This window comes from Streptomyces sp. NPDC058371 (assembly GCF_042723265.1).
Taxonomy (GTDB): Bacteria; Actinomycetota; Actinomycetes; order Streptomycetales; family Streptomycetaceae; genus Streptomyces.
In genome coordinates, this window is the sequence record NZ_JBHXJC010000001.1 from 960,553 (window position 1) to 977,100 (window position 16,548).

Annotated in this window: 12 protein-coding genes; 1 reads left to right on the top strand and 11 read right to left on the bottom strand. The window is 71.8% G+C overall.

Annotated features, from left to right (window positions below; translation table 11 throughout):
* Window positions 1-95: 95 nt before the first annotated feature.
* The 6 genes from ACFWM2_RS04185 to ACFWM2_RS04210 are packed head-to-tail and all read right to left on the bottom strand — an operon-like array spanning window position 96 to window position 6,515.
* Window positions 96-1,415: an alpha-glucosidase/alpha-galactosidase gene (locus ACFWM2_RS04185; protein WP_383272775.1), complete on the bottom strand. Its 1,320-nt coding sequence runs from the start codon at window positions 1,413-1,415 to the stop codon at window positions 96-98.
* On the bottom strand, window positions 1,412-2,395 hold the full coding sequence (locus ACFWM2_RS04190; RefSeq protein ID WP_383272777.1) for a carbohydrate kinase family protein: 984 nt from the start codon (window positions 2,393-2,395) through the stop codon (window positions 1,412-1,414). The genes ACFWM2_RS04185 and ACFWM2_RS04190 overlap by 4 nt, the downstream gene beginning before the upstream one ends.
* A 5-nt stretch (window positions 2,396-2,400) precedes the next feature.
* A complete protein-coding gene (locus tag ACFWM2_RS04195) occupies window positions 2,401-3,231 on the bottom strand; it encodes a carbohydrate ABC transporter permease (protein ID WP_383272779.1) in 831 nt (276 codons plus the stop codon).
* Window positions 3,228-4,190, bottom strand: coding sequence for a carbohydrate ABC transporter permease (locus tag ACFWM2_RS04200; RefSeq protein ID WP_383272781.1), 963 nt, complete (start codon window positions 4,188-4,190; stop codon window positions 3,228-3,230). Before ACFWM2_RS04200 ends, ACFWM2_RS04195 begins: the two co-directional genes overlap by 4 nt.
* Before the next feature lie 50 nt (window positions 4,191-4,240).
* Complete coding sequence (locus ACFWM2_RS04205) at window positions 4,241-5,536, bottom strand: ABC transporter substrate-binding protein (protein WP_383272783.1); 1,296 nt, start codon at window positions 5,534-5,536, stop codon at window positions 4,241-4,243.
* Between the two features lie 10 nt (window positions 5,537-5,546).
* Window positions 5,547-6,515, bottom strand: coding sequence for an endo alpha-1,4 polygalactosaminidase (locus tag ACFWM2_RS04210; RefSeq protein ID WP_383272785.1), 969 nt, complete (start codon window positions 6,513-6,515; stop codon window positions 5,547-5,549).
* A gap of 598 nt (window positions 6,516-7,113) precedes the next feature.
* Between ACFWM2_RS04210 and ACFWM2_RS04215 the strand changes: the two genes are divergently transcribed.
* Window positions 7,114-9,354 carry a ricin-type beta-trefoil lectin domain protein gene (locus ACFWM2_RS04215; RefSeq protein WP_383272787.1) on the top strand — a complete coding sequence of 747 codons (2,241 nt, stop codon included), beginning with the start codon at window positions 7,114-7,116 and terminating at the stop codon, window positions 9,352-9,354.
* 44 nt (window positions 9,355-9,398) lie between these two features.
* On the opposite strand, the gene ACFWM2_RS04220 is transcribed toward ACFWM2_RS04215, so the two are convergent.
* The 5 genes from ACFWM2_RS04220 to ACFWM2_RS04240 all read right to left on the bottom strand — a co-directional run bounded on the left by ACFWM2_RS04220 (window position 9,399) and on the right by ACFWM2_RS04240 (window position 16,482).
* Complete coding sequence (locus ACFWM2_RS04220) at window positions 9,399-9,887, bottom strand: universal stress protein (protein ID WP_383272789.1); 489 nt, start codon at window positions 9,885-9,887, stop codon at window positions 9,399-9,401.
* 5 nt (window positions 9,888-9,892) lie between these two features.
* Complete coding sequence (locus tag ACFWM2_RS04225; RefSeq protein ID WP_383272791.1) at window positions 9,893-11,188, bottom strand: arsenic transporter; 1,296 nt, start codon at window positions 11,186-11,188, stop codon at window positions 9,893-9,895.
* Between the two features lie 98 nt (window positions 11,189-11,286).
* Window positions 11,287-13,668, bottom strand: a complete 2,382-nt coding sequence (locus tag ACFWM2_RS04230; RefSeq protein ID WP_383274146.1) for a SpoIIE family protein phosphatase — start codon at window positions 13,666-13,668, stop codon at window positions 11,287-11,289.
* A 283-nt stretch (window positions 13,669-13,951) separates the two neighbouring features.
* Window positions 13,952-15,532, bottom strand: a complete 1,581-nt coding sequence (locus ACFWM2_RS04235) for a cytochrome bc complex cytochrome b subunit (protein ID WP_383272793.1) — start codon at window positions 15,530-15,532, stop codon at window positions 13,952-13,954.
* Window positions 15,529-16,482, bottom strand: coding sequence for a sigma-70 family RNA polymerase sigma factor (locus ACFWM2_RS04240; RefSeq protein ID WP_383272795.1), 954 nt, complete (start codon window positions 16,480-16,482; stop codon window positions 15,529-15,531). Before ACFWM2_RS04240 ends, ACFWM2_RS04235 begins: the two co-directional genes overlap by 4 nt.
* Window positions 16,483-16,548 lie beyond the last annotated feature (66 nt).

The following is a 16,548-nucleotide window of genomic DNA, read 5'->3' on the forward strand; positions in this document are numbered from 1 at the left end:
TGCCGCCGAACGGGGGTGCTCACCGGACCGGCCGGAGGACGCGAGGGTGGCGCGGCCGTCCCGGTGCCGGCCGGCTCACGCGGAGCCGGGGCCCCTCAGTGCCCCAGCTCCGCCCGCAGTGCGGGCTGCAACAGATCCCCGTGCGCTCGTACGAGGTCGTCGCACAGGTCCCAGATGCGTTCGACCGGCAGGGCGGCGGCCGTCGCGGGGTCCGCCATGGCGGCGTGCCGGATGTGCCGTGGCTCGTCGTCGGTGGCCGCACGCACCACCAGGTCGTTGACCGCGACGTAAGCGCTGTTGAGGGCCGCGCACTGCGGGGGGAGTGCCCCGACGCGGGTCGGCTGGACGCCCAACGCGTCCGTCAGGCAGGGCACTTCGACCACCGAGTCGGCGGGGAGATTGTCGATGAGGCCGCGGTTGGGGACATTGCCGTAGATCGTGCGCGGGGTGCCGGTGAGGGTGCTGTGGATGATCTGCGGGGCGTACTCCAGCGTTCCTTCGACGGGGAGCGCCGCTCCGGTGGCCAGGGCTTCGCGGGTGCGCTCGTAACTCGCCGCGTTCTCCTCGATGATCTCCAGGTAGGCCCCCACCGGCAGGCGCAGGCGGTCGATCTCGCTGTCGTGGTGGAGGTACCAGGGCACGTACTCCGAGGAGTGCTCGCTGGTCTCGGTGGGGTAGTGGCCCAGTCGGCGGTACATGTCCACGCGGACCCGGCGCAGCAGCCCCGGATCCGCGGCGATCGCGTCGTCCAGCAAGGGGTACAGGCTCTGCCCGGCGCGCTCGAAGCGCAGCACCCAGGCCTGGTGGTTGACTCCGGCGGCCAGGTACGACACCTCCTCGAACGGAACTCCGACCAACTCGGAGAGGTCGTGCATCGTCCAGTACACCGAGTGGCACAGGCCGGTCACCCGCAGCGCAGGGGCGATGCGACTCAGGTAGAGGACGTTCATCGCCATGGGGTTGGTGTAGTTCAACAACAGGGCGTCCGGGCAGAGTTCCGCCATGTCGGCGGCGAGGGCGCGCAGCACGGGGAAGGTGCGCAGGGCGCGGAAGATGCCGCCGATGCCGAGGGTGTCGCCGATGGTCTGGCGCAGGCCGTAGCGGGCCGGCACGTCGAAGTCGGTGCGAGTGGCCCGGTCCATGCCGACCTGGATGATGTTGATGACGAAGTCGGCGTCCGCCAGGGCCGCCCGCCGGTCGAGGTGCGCGGTGACCGTCGGCTTGGCCCCGCGCTCGGTGGCGATGTGACGGGCCGCGCCCTCCGCCGTCGCGAGACGCTCGGGGTCGATGTCGTGCAACGCGATCCGGGCGTGCGCGAGTTCGGGGAAGGTGAACAGGTCGGCCAGCAGCCCCTGGGTGAACACCACGCTCCCGGCTCCGACGAAGGTGATCTTCGGGGCCCTGACGTCGTTCATGAATGACTCCCTGTGTCCGGGGTGGGCAGGGAGGCGGCGCCGGCCTCGTCCCATGTCGGCTGTGTCGCCGTACCGCCGTGTCCGCGGGTGGACAGCGAGCCGCAGGCCGCGGCGAAGGCCAGTGAGGAGCGCAGGCCCAGTCCTCGCAGGGTCGCGGCGACGAACCCCGCGTCGAAGCTGTCGCCCGCGCCGACGGTGTCGACCGGCTCGACGGGTACGGCCGGTGTGTGCAGCGTCCGCTCCCCGTCGCAGGCGAGGGCACCGTTCCCGCCGTCCTTGACCACGACCAGCGGTCCCTGTCCGGCCAATGAGGCAGCGGCGCACGTGAGTTGGGTTTCGCCGGCCAGGGCGAGGGCCTCGGCCGCATTGGGCAACAGGAAGTCGGTGACCTTCAGGACCGGATCGAGGAGTTCACGGTCCCAGCGGCCCGAGGGGTCGTCGTTCGTGTCGAGTGACGTCGTCGCGCCCGACGCACGGGCCCGAGCGAACACCTCGCCGAGGGAGGCTGCCAGACGCGGCATCAGAAAGAAGGAGGCCGCGTGCACATGCCGGGTGGTGGTGAGCAACTCCCGCGGGACGTCGGGCGCGTGCGTCGCGGCGAGACAGCCCGGCGCCGTGAGGATCGCCCGGTCACCGTCCTCGCCGATGAGCACTGCCGTGAGCGGAGTGGCCAGTCGGGGGTCCGTGACCAGGAAGCCGACGTCGACGCCCCGGGCCGCCAGCGCCTCGCGTACGAACGCACCGGCGGGATCGGCCCCGACCCGGCCCGCGAACGCGACACGCAGCCCCAGCCGCGCCGCCCCGCACGCCATGATCGCCGCGGAGCCGCCGAGCACCAGCCCGGCGTGTTCGACGAGCTGTTCCCGCTGCCCGAAGGCGAGGGGGCGCGGGACCGGCCCGACCACGACGTCCGGGTTCACATCACCGATCACCACGAGATCGAAGAGTGAGGTGGAGGATACGGAGGAGACGGAGGACATGACCGCTATCCCTTCAGCCCGCTCGAAGTGAGCGACTGGACAAAGGTCTTCTGCGCCAGCAGGAACGCCACCAGCACCGGCAGGACCGTGATGACGTTGCCGGCCATCACCGCCGACCACTGCGTGTGGTGCTGGCCCTGGAAGGTCGTCAGTCCCAGTTGCAGCGTGTACTGGGTGTCGTGGTTGATCGCGATGAGCGGCCACGACAGGTCGTTCCAGGTGGCCAGGAACGTCAGTACCGCGACCGTGGCCAGCGCGGGCCGGGCCAGCGGCAGCACGATCGAGAAGAGCACCCGCAACCGTGAACACCCGTCGATCCAGGCGGCCTCCTCCATCTCCCTGGGCAGGGACAGGAAGAACTGCCGGAACAGGAAGACCGCGAACGGCGTGACCAGCGACGGCACGATCAGCGCCCCGAGTGTGTCGATCAGGCCCAGTTCCTTCATCACCAGGAAGGTCGGGATCATCGTCAGCTGGAACGGGATCACCATGGTCGCCAGCATCAGCCCGAGCAGCAGCCGCGACCCGGCGAACCGCATCCGCGCGAACGCATAGCCGCCCAGCGCCCCGAACAGCAGATTCGACACCACGGCGACCGAGGCGACGACGAGGGAGTTGGCGAACCAGCGCGGGAACAACGCGTTGCCGAGCACATACCGGTAGCCGCCCAGGTCGACGCCCTTGGGCCACAGGGCGGGCGGGAAACGGTTGATCTCCGCGTTCGTCATCACCGAGCTGAGCACCAGCCACACCAGCGGCAGCGCGAAGCACAGGGACAGCGGCGCCAGCAGCAGATGCCAGGCGCCGCCCTTCCGTGAGGTGACCGGAGTGCTCATCGAACGGCTCCTTCCGTACGTTCCTGACGGCGCCGGGCCAGCCGCAGGGCGCCGCCCGCCACCAGCAGGGCCGCCGCGAGGACGTACGCCGCCGCGGCCCCGTAACCGGCGGTGAACATCTGGAACGCCTGCTGCCAGACGAAGTAGACGATGACCGTGGTCGAGCCGAGCGGCCCGCCCTTGGTTGTCACATAGATCAGGTCGAAGATCTGCAGGGCCGTGATCAGCTGCCACAGCAGCAGAAATACGGTGACCGGCGTGAGGGTGGGCAGCACGATGTGGCGCAGCACCCGCCCGCGGCCCGCCCCGTCGATCCGCGCGGACTCGACGAGTTCGGGCGGCACGTCCTGGAGCGCGGCCAGATAGACGACGACGCAGAAGCCGATGCCGCTCCACAGGGAGATGAGCACCAGCAGGTAGAGCGCCTGGTCCGGGTCGGCCAGAAAGCCCTGGGGTGAGATGCCGAGCTGGTGCAGCAGGGAGTTGGCGACCCCGAACTCCGGGTCGAGGATGAACGAGAACAGCACGCCCTGAGCCGTCGCCGACACCACGAACGGAATGAAGACCAGGGTCCGGTAGAGGCCGATGAACCGGATGCGCCGGTTGAGCGCCAGGGCGAGCGCAAGCCCGCCGAGCAGACTGAGCGGCACGTACAGGGCCGCGTACAGCAGTGTGTTGCCCACCGCCGTACGGAAGTTGGGGTCCTGGACGAGCGCCCGGTAGTTGTCGAGGCCCACCCAGCGGCCGGGCGTGACCAGGTCGTCGGCCCGGAACGACAGGAGCAGCGACCAGACGACCGGCACGATGCTCAGGCCGAGGATCACGACGACCGCCGGGCTGATGAACCCCCAGGCGGTGGCCGTCTCGCGGCGGGCACGGCGGCGGGCCGCACGCCGGGCGGCGGCCGGGATCACGGCGGCGCCCGGCGCGAGCGTGATGGCACGGGGCAGAGTGGACATGACGGCCTCCCTCAGCTGGAAGGAACGGGGGAACGCGGCGGACGCCGAGGTCACCGGGGGATCAGCAGGGCCGCGTCGGCCTTGTCGGCGCAGCGGCGCAGCGCCTGGGCGGGGGAGTCCTCACCGAGCAGCACGGAGACGATCGCCTCGCCCACCGCCTGGGAGATCTGCGGATACGCCGCGTGGACCGGCCGTACCCGGGCGGAGTCCAGCGCGCGCGTGAACACGTCGAGCCCCGTGGTCCGCTTCGAGTGCCGGAGCCATTCCGGGCGCCGGGCGGTGGCCTGGGTGAGCGGAAGGCTGCCGGCCGAGATGTCCCAGCGCGCGTCACGCGCCGGCTGGGCCATCCAGCGGACGAACTCGACGGCCGCGCGGGAACGGGCCCGCCCGTTGTCGAACACGGTCCAGGTGTCGGGCCCGGAGATGGTGACCGGCCGGCCGCTGTACGTCGGCAGCGCTACGACGTCGTAGTCGAGCTTCGCGCCGACGATGTCCGGGAGCTGCCAGGGTCCGGTCGCGACCATGCCCATCCGGCCGCCGAGGAAGACCTGGTACATCTGCTCACCACCGGGCTTCGGGTCGACGTACACGCTCCGGTCGTGGCTCAGCCGGGCCAGGGTCTCCAGCGCCCGGACGCCCTGGTCGGCGAAGCCGATGCCCTTGCCGTCGGCGGAGACGACGTCCCCGCCCAGGTCCCAGATCATCGGCCACAGCCGCCAGACCGTGTCCTCGTCGCCCGTGCCGGGCCAGCCGGTGCCGAAGACGCCTCGTCCTGCGTCGGTCAACTTCCGTGCCGTTTTGGCGAATTCGTCCCAGGACCAGCCGGCCCGCGGGTAGGGCAGTCCGGCCTCTCGGAACAACTTCCTGTTGTAGACGACGGCCAGTGAGTCGAGCACCGCCGGCGCGGCCCGCACCCTGCCGTTGACGGTGAGCGCCTCCCGCACCGGAGCCCAGAAGGCGCTCCACGGCGGGGACCCCTTGTGCAGCGCGGACGTCAGATCGACGACGCGCGGGCTGCGCGCGACGCTGGCCAGGTCCGAGCCGAAGACATAGGCGATGTCGGGATACGAGCCCGAGGCGAGCGCGGCCGTCACCTTATGGAGCATCGCGTCGGCCACCACCCCGCCGCCCGTACTGTCGACGCGGATGCGGGAATGCGTCCGGTTGAACTCGGCGACCAGCGCCTCCACGGCCTTCTTGCCGGTGTCGTTCTGGCCGTGCCACAGCTCGACGGTCACCTTGCCGTCGGCGCCGACGCCGTCCGACGCGCCACCCGCGCAGGCGGCGAGCAGCGGGACGGCGGCCGCGCCGGCGAGCAGGCCGCGCCGCGGGATCGAGTACGTCATCACGCCCCCGTCAGCGGGTCCTGCGGACGTAGTCCGCACTGCCCGGCGTGGACACCAGAACATCCCGGCGCACGATGCTCAGCCGATCGCCGAAGCCCGAACGCGCCTTGCGCAGCCCGCTGTCGGTGTACTCGACGACGAGCACCCGGTCGTGGAACGCCTTCGCGTACGCCCCGCACTCGCCGTACTCGGCGCACTCCTCCGCGACCGCGAAGTCGAGCCCGGTCCGCGCCCTGAGCCCGGCCAGTTCCACCGTGTTCTTCTGCGCGATCGCCAGGTGCCGGGCGTGCGCGTGGGTGGAGAGGAGGGTGACGAACGCGGTGGCGTCGTCGGCGGTCAGCAGATGCCGGGAGCGGGTGTAGCTGTCGTAGTTGTCCGGCTCGACCGCGTCGAAGCCCTTGGCGGCGCAGCCGTCGATCCACCCGTTGACGCGCGCGGCGACCCGCTTGCGCTTCGCCGCCGTACCGATGTCCAGCAGCGCCTCTCCCCAGTCGCGGTCCACGACGACCTTGCCGTGCGCGTCACGCAGCAGCAGATCGGCCGGCCAGCTCTTCCGCTCGCCTGGCTGGACCTGGAACGCGTTGACGTAACAGACGTTGTAGAGGCCGGGTGCCGGCGACGCCGTACGGTCACGGCTGACGATGCGGACGCCGGCCGGCGGGGTGTAGGCGCCGCCGATCTGGTAGTCGAAGCCGGCGTGGAGCGGCGGGAGCCGGACGCCGGTGCGCGTCGGTTGCGGCGAGGGGGTCTTCTCGGCCGGGCTGTGCTCGGGGGTCCTGGTGCTCTCCGGGGCCTCGTCGGTCGGTCCGGTCGGTCCGGTCGGTCCGGTCGGTCCGGTCGGTCCGGTCTCCGGGGTCTTCCGGGCCTTCCCGGCCTCGCCCGTGCCTCCGGATCCGCATCCGGCGAGGGTCACCAGGGCGACCAGGGCGGCGGCGACGGTCCGGAGTAGTCCCACGCGGGCAACACGCTTGACGGGCATGTCCGCTCCATCAATCGCGAGTACGACCCCGCCTCGGACGCGTCCGCGATCCTGGCGACTGTGGCCGGGCTTGGACCGAGTCCGCTACCGGCTGGGCGCACCTCTGCGTGCCGGGTCGCGCCACGGCACGCCAGGATCAAAGCGTGCGAACTCGCCCGCGTCAAGGGCTGGCCGACCGACGCGGAGCCGGCCACGCGGCGCGATCACCACCCCGGGGACGGGCCTGACGCCGGCACCGGATTCTCTTGGAGAACCGGAGAAAGATCGCGAACGTAATCCGGCGATTCACCTCCCGTGACCGGGCGGGGAAAGCGCTGTCAGGTACCTCTTGTGCTGGTCTGCGTCAGGGGTCGCGAGAAACCATGAGGCTTTCGACTCCGCCTTACTGACCGTTTGTCAACTCAAGGGGCCGCAGCGGGGCGCAAAAAGTTCCGGGATCCCTTGTTCCGGTTCGGTGACCTGTGCAAAGGTGTGGCTTGCTTGTCGGCGTGCGGACAATTTCGTTTCCCCCTGCACGCGTATGACTTTCTGTGAACCTCCCGTCGCGGAATCCCTGGTACGGACTCATTTCCGCGCGGGCTTTGGGAGGAAAGAGAACGTGAGTGCACCACCCCCGCCGAATTCCTCCGCACTCGGCCATTCGCTCGAACTGACCGACCAGCAGCTGGCCGCCGAGCTGAGGAAGTACTCCGGAAAAGGGCCCACGAACCACCCTGTCGGGGAACTGCTCGCCCGGCACTGGGAAGCCGCCTTCTCCTATGCGCTGCTGTGCACGGACGGGGCTCACCCTGCCGGAATGCTCACCACGGCCGCGTTCACCAGGCTCTTCGAGGAAGCCCTGACCGGGAGCGGTCCGACGGCGGCATGGCGGCCCGAAGTGCTGGTCGCCGTACGGCGCATCGCCGGGGAGTGGGCCGCGGACCAGCGACGGGAGATGCTGCACCCCGTTCTGCGTTCCGCCTCCGGGGAAGGCGACGGCGACGGTGTGGCGGCCCGGCTGCTGCCTTCGGAGACCCGCCGGCTGGTCTCCCGCTCGTTCCAGCGGCTCGGCGCCCCCGCCCGCTGTCTCCTGTGGCACGTGGACGTCGAGGCAGAGCAACTCGACGAGCCCGCCGCGCTGTTGGGGCTGAACCCCGACGACGCCGCCGTGAAGCTGGAGCGGGCGCGGGAGTTCCTGCGTTCGGGTTGCCTGGACGTCCACCGCGAACTGGCGCCCGATCAGGAGTGCCGCCGCTACAGCCGGTTGCTCGACGTCTCCCTCCGTCGTGATGACAACGTTTTCGATCCCGATCTCCATGATCACCTGGCGGGGTGCCGCCACTGCCGGCACGCCGCCGAGCAGTTGAACCACCGGGACGGGCGGACGGCCGCGCTGCTGGCCGAGGCGGTACTCGGTTGGAGTGCGTGGGAATACCTGGACTCCAGACCGGGGCGCGGGGCGCCGGACGTGGCGGCGGCGCCGGAGGCGGGAGGCGAGCGGACGGGCAGCACGGCGGCCGCCATGAGGGGCGGTGAGCCCTTCGCCCCCGCCGCGACCGATCCTTTCGCTCCTGCCGTGACCGATTCTTTCGCTCCTGCCGTGACCGATCCCTTCGCCCGGGCCGCGACCGCAGTGTTTTCCCCTGCCGTGACCGATCCCTTCGCCCGCGCCGGCACCGAAGCGTTCGCCTCCGCCGGGACTGAAGCGTTCGCCTCCGCCGGGGCCGCAGCGTTTGCCCCCACCGTGGTTGAGAGTGGTGCCACGGAAGCCCTCGCGGCGGTCGCAGCGGGTAGGGGCGGCGGCTCGCGCGCACTGCGCAACCCCCGCAGGCGCACCGGCATCCTGGGCACCGCTCGGACCGGGGGCGGCCCGGAGACCTCTTCCACCGCACCGCGCGGAGAGGTTCCCGGGGACACCGACGCGCTCCGGCCGGCACCTCCCGCGGATGCGCCGCGCGCCGGCTCCCGCTCGGCGGCGCGCCGGGCGCAGCGCCGCTTGCGGGACCGGCGTCACCATCTGGCCCTCGCCGTGCTGACCGTGAGCGCCTCCGTCTTCGTTCCGCTGGCGCTGTGGGCCGCTCCTTGGTCGTCCGGCGACGGGGACGGGGTCGCGGGCGCGGCCGGCGAGGGCGGGACGGGCAAGCGCGCGGAGCCCGACGCGTCGCCCACCTGGGTCGGCGCCGCCGAGGGCGACCCGAACGGCACCCTCCGCGGGCGGCTGCGCAATGCCGATTCCGGACTGTGCATCGGCCTGGACGGGAAGAAGCCGGTCACCGGCGCCGAGGCCGTCCTGGTGCCGTGCTCGGCGTCGGCGGACCAGCAATGGGCGTACGAGACCGACGGACGGCTGCGCAGCGCGGCCGCTCCCGACCTGTGCCTCGACTCCCACCTCGGGTATTCGGTGCTGCTCGGCGCCTGCACGGGGGAGTCGCAGCCCGGCGCGAAGAACGTGCGCTACGACTTCACGCTGCAGGGCACGTTCGTGCCGCGGTGGAACCAGGAGCTCGCACTGACCCCCGTCTCGTCGGACAGGGATGCGGCGCTGGTCCTCAAGGCCCGCGCGGACGACTCGGACGTGCAGCGCTGGCTGACCGACGCCTCGACGGACGAGTTGCAGATGGAGTCGGTGAACTGGCAGGTCATCAGCGAGTCGAGGGCACCGGCACTCCGGACCTCGCAGCCCACCCGGACGCCCTCGCCCACCGCCACCAGCCCCGAGACGACGAGGGAGCCGCAGCCGACGGCCACTCCGTCGACCCCGGCGCCCGGCTATCCGAGCTGGGACGCGTGCGACTACGTCGACTGCTCGGGCGACGGACGCGGCGGCTCGGGTTCGCACGGCGGAGGCGGCCGGCACTGAGCCGAGCCGTACTGAGCGGGCGAAATCGCCGGCACTGATCCGTACTAGGCAGGTGGCGGCGGAGGCGGCAGCGTCGTGACGTCCGGCGCCGATTCGGGCCAGACCAGGAGCACCGGACAGGGCGCGTGGTCGACGACGAAACGTCCCGCGGGGCCGAGACTGCGCGGGCCGAGACGGGCACGGTCGCCGTCGCGCGCCAGCACGAGCAGATCGGCACCGTCCGCCGCGGCGACCACCTCGCGCTCGGCGCGACCGGTGCGCTCCAGCCGCGTGCAGGGACCGCCCAGTCGCTCGGCCGCCGCGTCGAGAAGCTGCGCGGCCGACTCCGTACCGAGGCCTTCGAGGCGGTTGCCGGGATCGCGTTCCGGGTGCCCGCGCCCCAGCAGCCCGGCGAAGGCGCCGTGTGCCAGGCCCGGCACGCCGGGTTCGCTGACGTGCAGCAGAACCACCTCGCCCGCCCGGGGCGCATGGCCGCGTACGGCATCCACGCACGCCGGCCAGGTCCCCTCCACCAGCCAGGCGATCACCCGCATGCCCCTCAGCCTCCGATGACGCGCAGTGCCAGCCACAGTGCCGCCACGGCCGGGATCAGCGCGGCCGGCACGGCGATCAGGCCGAGCCGGGTGAACTCCTTGAGATCGACGCCGTGGTCGTGCTCGTGCACGATACGCCGCCACAGCAGCGTCGCCAGGGATCCCGCATAGGTGAGATTGGGCCCGATGTTGACGCCGAGCAGGACGGCCAGCACCGCTCCGGGGCCGGATGTCGCGGTCAGCGGCAGCAGGACGAGGACCGCGGGCAGATTGTTGATCAGGTTCGCCAGGACGGCCGCGAGTGCGGCGATGCCGAGGAGCGCGAGCAGCCCCGTGCCGTCCGGGAGCAGCCGGCCGAGGGCGTCCGACAGCCCGTTGTCGACGACGGCCCGCACGACGATGCCCAGCGCGAGCACGAAGGCGAGGAAGGCGGGAGCGGTGGCTCGCAGCACCGCGAGCGGGGTGGTGCGCCGGCGGACCAGCGCGCGGGCGGCCAGCACGGTCGCCCCGGCCAGCGCGGACCAGGCCGGGTCGATGCCTAGCGCGGAGGCGACCACGAACCCGGCCAGCGTGCAGCCGACGGTGACCAGCGCGAACAAGGGGACTTCGGGGGGTGCGCCGGTGGCCGGCGCGGGGGCCGCGGCGTTCAGGTCGCGGGCGAAGAACCGCCGGAAGACCAGGTACTCGGCGCCGATGGCGACCAGCCAGGGCAGCGCCATCAGGGCCGCGAAGCGCGTGAAACTCAGACCGCTGGTGGCGAACGCGAGGAGGTTGGTGAGGTTCGAGACCGGCAGCAGCAGCGACGCCGTGTTCGAGAGATGCGTGCACGCGTACACGTGGGGCTTGGGGCGGACGCCCATCCGGGAGGCGGTGGCGAACACGACGGGGGTGAGCAGCACGATGGTGGCGTCCAGGCTGAGCACCGCCGTGATCGCCGAGGCGAGGGCGAAGACGGCGGTCAGCAGCCGTCCCGGCCGGCCTGCCGCCCAACGGGCCATCCACGCCCCGCACGCCTGGAAGAGCCCCTCGTCGTCGCAGTACCGCGCCAGCACCAGCACGGCGGCCAGGAATCCGACGACCGGCCCCAGATGTGCGCTCTCCGCACCGACGTGGTCCCAGGAGATCGCCCCGGTCGCGATCGCGATGCCCGCCGCCGGGACCGCCACGACCGCCTCGGGCCAGTCGAAGGGGCGGATCACCGCACAGACCAGCACCGCCACGAGCAGGATGACGGAGAGGGCCTCGGCGAGCGGGGTGTTCAGGGTTCGGTCCTCCGGACGCGGTTCGCGGTGACCCCTCATGAAAGCAGCCCGCACCTCACCGACCGCTGCGGACCCCGCCGTACGACAGGGCGAAGCCGGGAGCGATGACGACCAGGACGTCCCGTCGCATCGGTCGGTCACTCCCCGAGCAGTGAGATCTCCGCCCAGATGGTCTTGCCCTCGGCCGTGTGCCGGCTGCCCCAGCGCTGGGTGAGCTGGGCGACCAGCAGCAGACCGCGGCCGCCCTCGTCGAAGGTCTTGGCCCGCCGCAGATGCGGAGCGGTGTGGCTGCTGTCCGAGACCTCGCAGATGAGGGTGGTGTCGTCGTGGATGAGACGCAGCCGGATCGGGTGCTCGCCGTACCGGATGGCGTTGGTGACGAGTTCGCTGACCACCAGCTCGGTCGTGAACCCGGCCTCGCTCAGGCCCCAGGCATCCAGTTGCTCGACGGCGCGCTTGCGCAGGGGAGCGACGCGGGACGGGTCGGCGGGGACGTCCCAGACCACCACCTGGGAAGAGGGCAGTTCGTAGGTGCGGGCGAGGAGCAGGGCCACGTCGTCCGAGACGCCACCCGGCGGCAGGAGGGTCTGGAGGATCTCGTGGCAGGTCTCGTCCAGCGAGCCCGAATAGCGCTCCAGCACCTGGCAGAGCAACCGGTGGCTGGCGTCCAGGTCCCGCTCGCGGCTCTCGACCAGGCCGTCCGTGTAGAGGGTGAGCACGCTGCCCTCGGGCAGGTCGAGTTCGGCGGACTCGAAGGGCATCCCACCGAGGCCCAGCGGCGGTCCCGCGGGCACGGCGATGTGCCGGGGCGGGCCGCCCGGCGGGAGCAGGACCGGCGGTGGGTGACCGGCCCGGGCGACCGTGCAGCGGCGGGACACCGGGTCGTACACGGCATACAGACAGGTGGCGCCGACCTCGCCGGTGGTGCCGTCGCTCCCGGCCTCCGCCGACAGCCGTACGACGAGGTCGTCGAGGTGCGTCAGCAGCTCCTCCGGCGCCAGGTCGATGTCGGCGAGGGTCCGCACCGCCGTGCGCAGCCGCCCCATGGTCGCGGAGGCCTGGATCCCATGGCCGACGACGTCGCCGACGACCATGGCGACCCGCATACCGGAGAGCGGGATGACGTCGAACCAGTCGCCGCCCACCCCGGCGCGGGCCGCGGGCAGATAGCGCGAGGCCGCCTGCACGGCGGCGGTCCGGGGCAGCGACCGGGGCAGCAGGCTGCGCTGCAGGGCCAGTGCCGTCTCGCGCTCGCGGGAGAACCGGCGGGCGTTGTCGATGCACACGCCGGCCCGCGCCGTCACCTCCTCGGCCAGCAGGACGTCGTCGGGCGTGAACGGGTCGGGCCGCCGGGACCGGCTGAGGACGGCGACGCCCAGGGTCGCTCCCCGGGCCTGGATGGGCACCGACATCGAGGCGTGGATGCCGTACTCCGCGACCCGTTCGCCGCGCAGCCTGTCCCACGAAAGCCATTCCTCGAGGGTGGCGGTCTCGTCCGGGACCACGATGGTCCGTCCCGCCAGCAGGGAGTCCGCCTGCGGTGAGGAGGCGGGATAGACGTCCACGTGACCGGGTTTGACCACCGCTTCCGGGGAGCCGGGGTGGACCGACTGATGGGCGACGCGGCGGAGCGTGACAGGAGCGGTGATCGGCCCCGGGGCGGGATCGCCCGAACTGTCCGCCGGTTCCAGCAGGTCGACGCTGACGAAGTCGGCGAACGCGGGGACACAGACGTCCGCCAGCTCCTGGGCCGTCCGCGTCACGTCGAGCGTGCTGCCGATGCGCACGCTCGCCTCGTTGACCAGTTGCAGCCGTTCCCGCGCCCGGTACTGGTCGGTGAAGTCGTGCGCGGTGACGCACACCCCGCGCACCCGGCCCGCGGCGTCGGTCAGCGGGGCGACGCGCGCCAGCCAGGCGTGCGCGTGCTGCTCACCGCCGGTGCGCAGATACGTCTCCACATCGCGCCGGACGCCCGACGTGAACACGTCGTACAGCTGCTGCTCCAGCTCCACGCTCTCGGGTTTGCCGCCGATCTCGGACATCCGCAGACCGCGGACGCGCTCCTCGGGGAGCCCGATCACCTCGGTCATCAGCTCGTTCACCGCGCGCAGCCGCAGCCGCTCGTCGAAGACGGCCGTCGGGCAGGGGGACTGGATCAGGGCCGCCGACGTGAGGAAGTCGTCCTCGGGGCGGCGGGCCCCGCCCGCCGGCGGGCTGAGCACCAGCCAGTCACGGCGGCCGTCGCGATCCGGGCGGCCGCGGTGGGCAAGCAGCGGCACGGACAGGGTGCGCCCGTCGCGGTGGAGCAGACCGAGGGTGCCGCTCCAGCGGTCCTCGCCCGGTGCGGGCGGGGTGAGCACGGTCCCGGGGGCCAGCAGCCCGGCGGCGGGCCGGCCCTCCACGTCCGCCGGTGCGTGGCCCAGCAGCAGGCGAGCGCCCTCGTCCCACTGGCGCAGGATGCCGTGCTCATCGATGACAGCCCGTGCCGTGGCGTCCTCGTCGGGAACCACCGGGCCCATCGTCGCCACTCCCTTGCGCACACTCACAGTGAACAGGCGCGTCACTCGTGTTCCAGCCTAGTCCGTGGCGCGGTTCCGCACCCGGAGGACGGCTCACCGGACGGGCGGCGGCCGCCCGGTGAGTTCACCGGCGCCCCCTGGATCAGGCCGATGTGAGGCGTGGGGCGGAGGGGATTGGCGGGACCCCCGGCGGCCGCAGGCCTCTTCCCATCAGAACCTGCCGGTCCACGATCAGTTGTGATCATTTACGAGCTCTGCCTTACGGCGCTGCCCGCCACCGGCCTCACGGCCCCGCCTGGTCGGGAGCGGCCGGCACCCGGGCGTCGCCGACGGCGTGGCGTGCGCCCGGCGAACCGAGGTCCCCGCCGGTCAGGGGCAGCCGTCGCTGGTGCTCGGTGAGCGTGTGCAGCTCGGCCGGACCGAGCGGGGTGTGCACCTCGACGTACTCACCGTGCGGCAGTCGCCTGATGACGCCGGTCGCCCTGCCGTGCGCCACCAGCTCACGGTCCCGGTGCTGGAGCCCGAGGCAGATCCGCCGGGTGACGACGAAGACGGCGGCGGGCACCACGAGGAGGCCGATCCGCACCGTCCAGGTGACGACGTCGAGCGACAGATGGAAGCGCGTGGCCACGATGTCGTTGCCGCCGCCCAGCAGCAGGATCAGGTACACGCTGAGCCATGCCGTCCCCAGGGAGGTGCGGACCGGCCGGTTGCGCGGGCGGTCGAGCAGGTGGTGTTCGCCCTGGTCGCGCGTGACCCAGGACTCGACGAACGGATAGACGCCGATGAGGACGAGGAGCAGCGGGAAGACGACGATGGGGACGAGCACACCCAGGACGAGTGTGTGGCCCCACAGATCGATCTCCCAGCCGGGCATGACGCGGACCAGACCCTCCGCGAAGCCGAGATACCAGTCGGGCTGGGCGCCCGTGGAGACCTGGTCGGGGCGGTAAGGGCCGTACACCCAGACCGGGTTGACGGTCGCGACCGCCGCCACGAGCGCGAGCACGCCGAACACCAGGAAGAAGAAACCGCCCGCCTTCGCCAGATAGACCGGCATGAACGGCGTGCCCACGACGTTGCGTTCGGTCTTTCCGGGCCCCGCGAACTGCGTGTGCTTGTGGTACACGACCAGGATCAGATGGGCGACGACGAGGGCCGCCATGATCCCCGGAATCAGCAGCACGTGGAGCGAGTAGAAGCGGGCCACGATGTCGTGCCCGGGAAACTCCCCGCCGAACAGGAACATCGCCAGATACGTTCCGACGACCGGCACCGACAGCAGCGCCCCGTGCACGAAGCGCAGACCGGTCCCGGACAGCAGATCGTCCGGCAGCGAGTAGCCGAAGAGCCCCTCGAACATGCCGAGCAGCAGCAGCGCCCAGCCGAACAGCCAGTTCACCTCCCGGGGCCGGCGGAACGAGCCCGTGAAGAAGTGCCGCATCATGTGCGTCAGCATCGCGGCGAGGAAGATCAGTGCCGCCCAGTGGTGGATCTGGCGGATCAGCAGCCCGCCGCGCACCTCGAAGCTGATGTCCAGTGTCGAGGCGTACGCGTCGGACATGCGGACGCCGTTCAGCGGGACGTAACTGCCGTGATAGACCACCTCGTTCATCGACGGACGGAAGAACAGCGTCAGATAGACGCCCGTCAGGATCAGTACGACGAAGCTGTAGAGGCAGATCTCGCCCAGCAGGAAGGACCAGTGGTCCGGGAAGACCTTGCGGAGGTACCGCCGGCCGAGGCTGTGCAGGCCGACGCGTCCGTCGAACCAGTCGGCCACGCGCCGGCCGGAGGACCCCTCCTCGGGCGGGCGCCCGGCACCCTGCCGCGCGGCGGCCGGTCGTCGCTCGGCGGCTGTCATGCGCCCGCTCCCTCCGCCGGCCCGCCCTCGGCTCCGCACTCCTCGTCACGGCGTACGTGCGTGAGCTTCTCGGGGTTCGTGACGATGTAGACGTCGGAGACCCGATCGCCCTCCGGTGTGAGGTCCATGACCATGACCGCGTACGGCGACGCGCCCTCGAACACCACCGCGGAGTCGTCCCCGTTGACCCTCCGGTAGCGGATGTCGAGGTGTGCTCCGCGGCGCGTGGCGTAACCGGCGAGCATCCGGGCGGCCTTGTCCCGGCCGTGCACCGGCCGCAGTCCCGCGGTGGCGCCCGCGTCCGTCCACACCGTGACGTCCGGCGCGAGGATCTCCATCAGGGCGGCGATGTCACCGCCGAGCGCCGCCGCCACGAAACGCTCGGTCGCTGCTTGCCGGACGCGTGGATGCGCGCGGTAGAGCGGACGGCGGGCGTGGACGTGGGCCCGCGCCCGGTGCGCGAGCTGGCGTACGGCCGACGGGCTGCGGTCGATGACGTCCGCGATCTCGGTGTGGGCATAGCCGAACACCTCGTTCAGCACGAACACCGCCCGCTCCAGCGGGGTCAGCGACTCCAGGACGACGAGCATCGCCAGCGACACCGACTCGGCGCGCAGCGTGCGGTCCGCCGAGTCGTCGGAGACGGGCTCGTCGAGCAGGGGTTCCGGCAGCCACGGCCCCACATACGTCTCGCGGCGCCGGGTGACGGCGGCGCGCCGGGCCAGCGCGTGGTTGACGGCGATGCGTACGAGATAGGCGCGCGGGTTGCCGATCTCCTCCAGCGGCGACCGGGTCGCCCGGCCCGTCCACGACAACCAGGTGTCCTGCAACACGTCGTCGGTGTCCGCGACGCTGCCCAGCATGTTGTAGACGATCGCGAACAGCAGCTCGCGGTGGCCGACGAACACCTGCGTCGCGCCCTCGGTCCCGGTCGCGGGGCTTTCGGACATGCCTTGCCTCCCTTGGTGCGCTCACCCATGCGAGGGCCGGGAGGGCCCGGAACGTGACATCCCGCG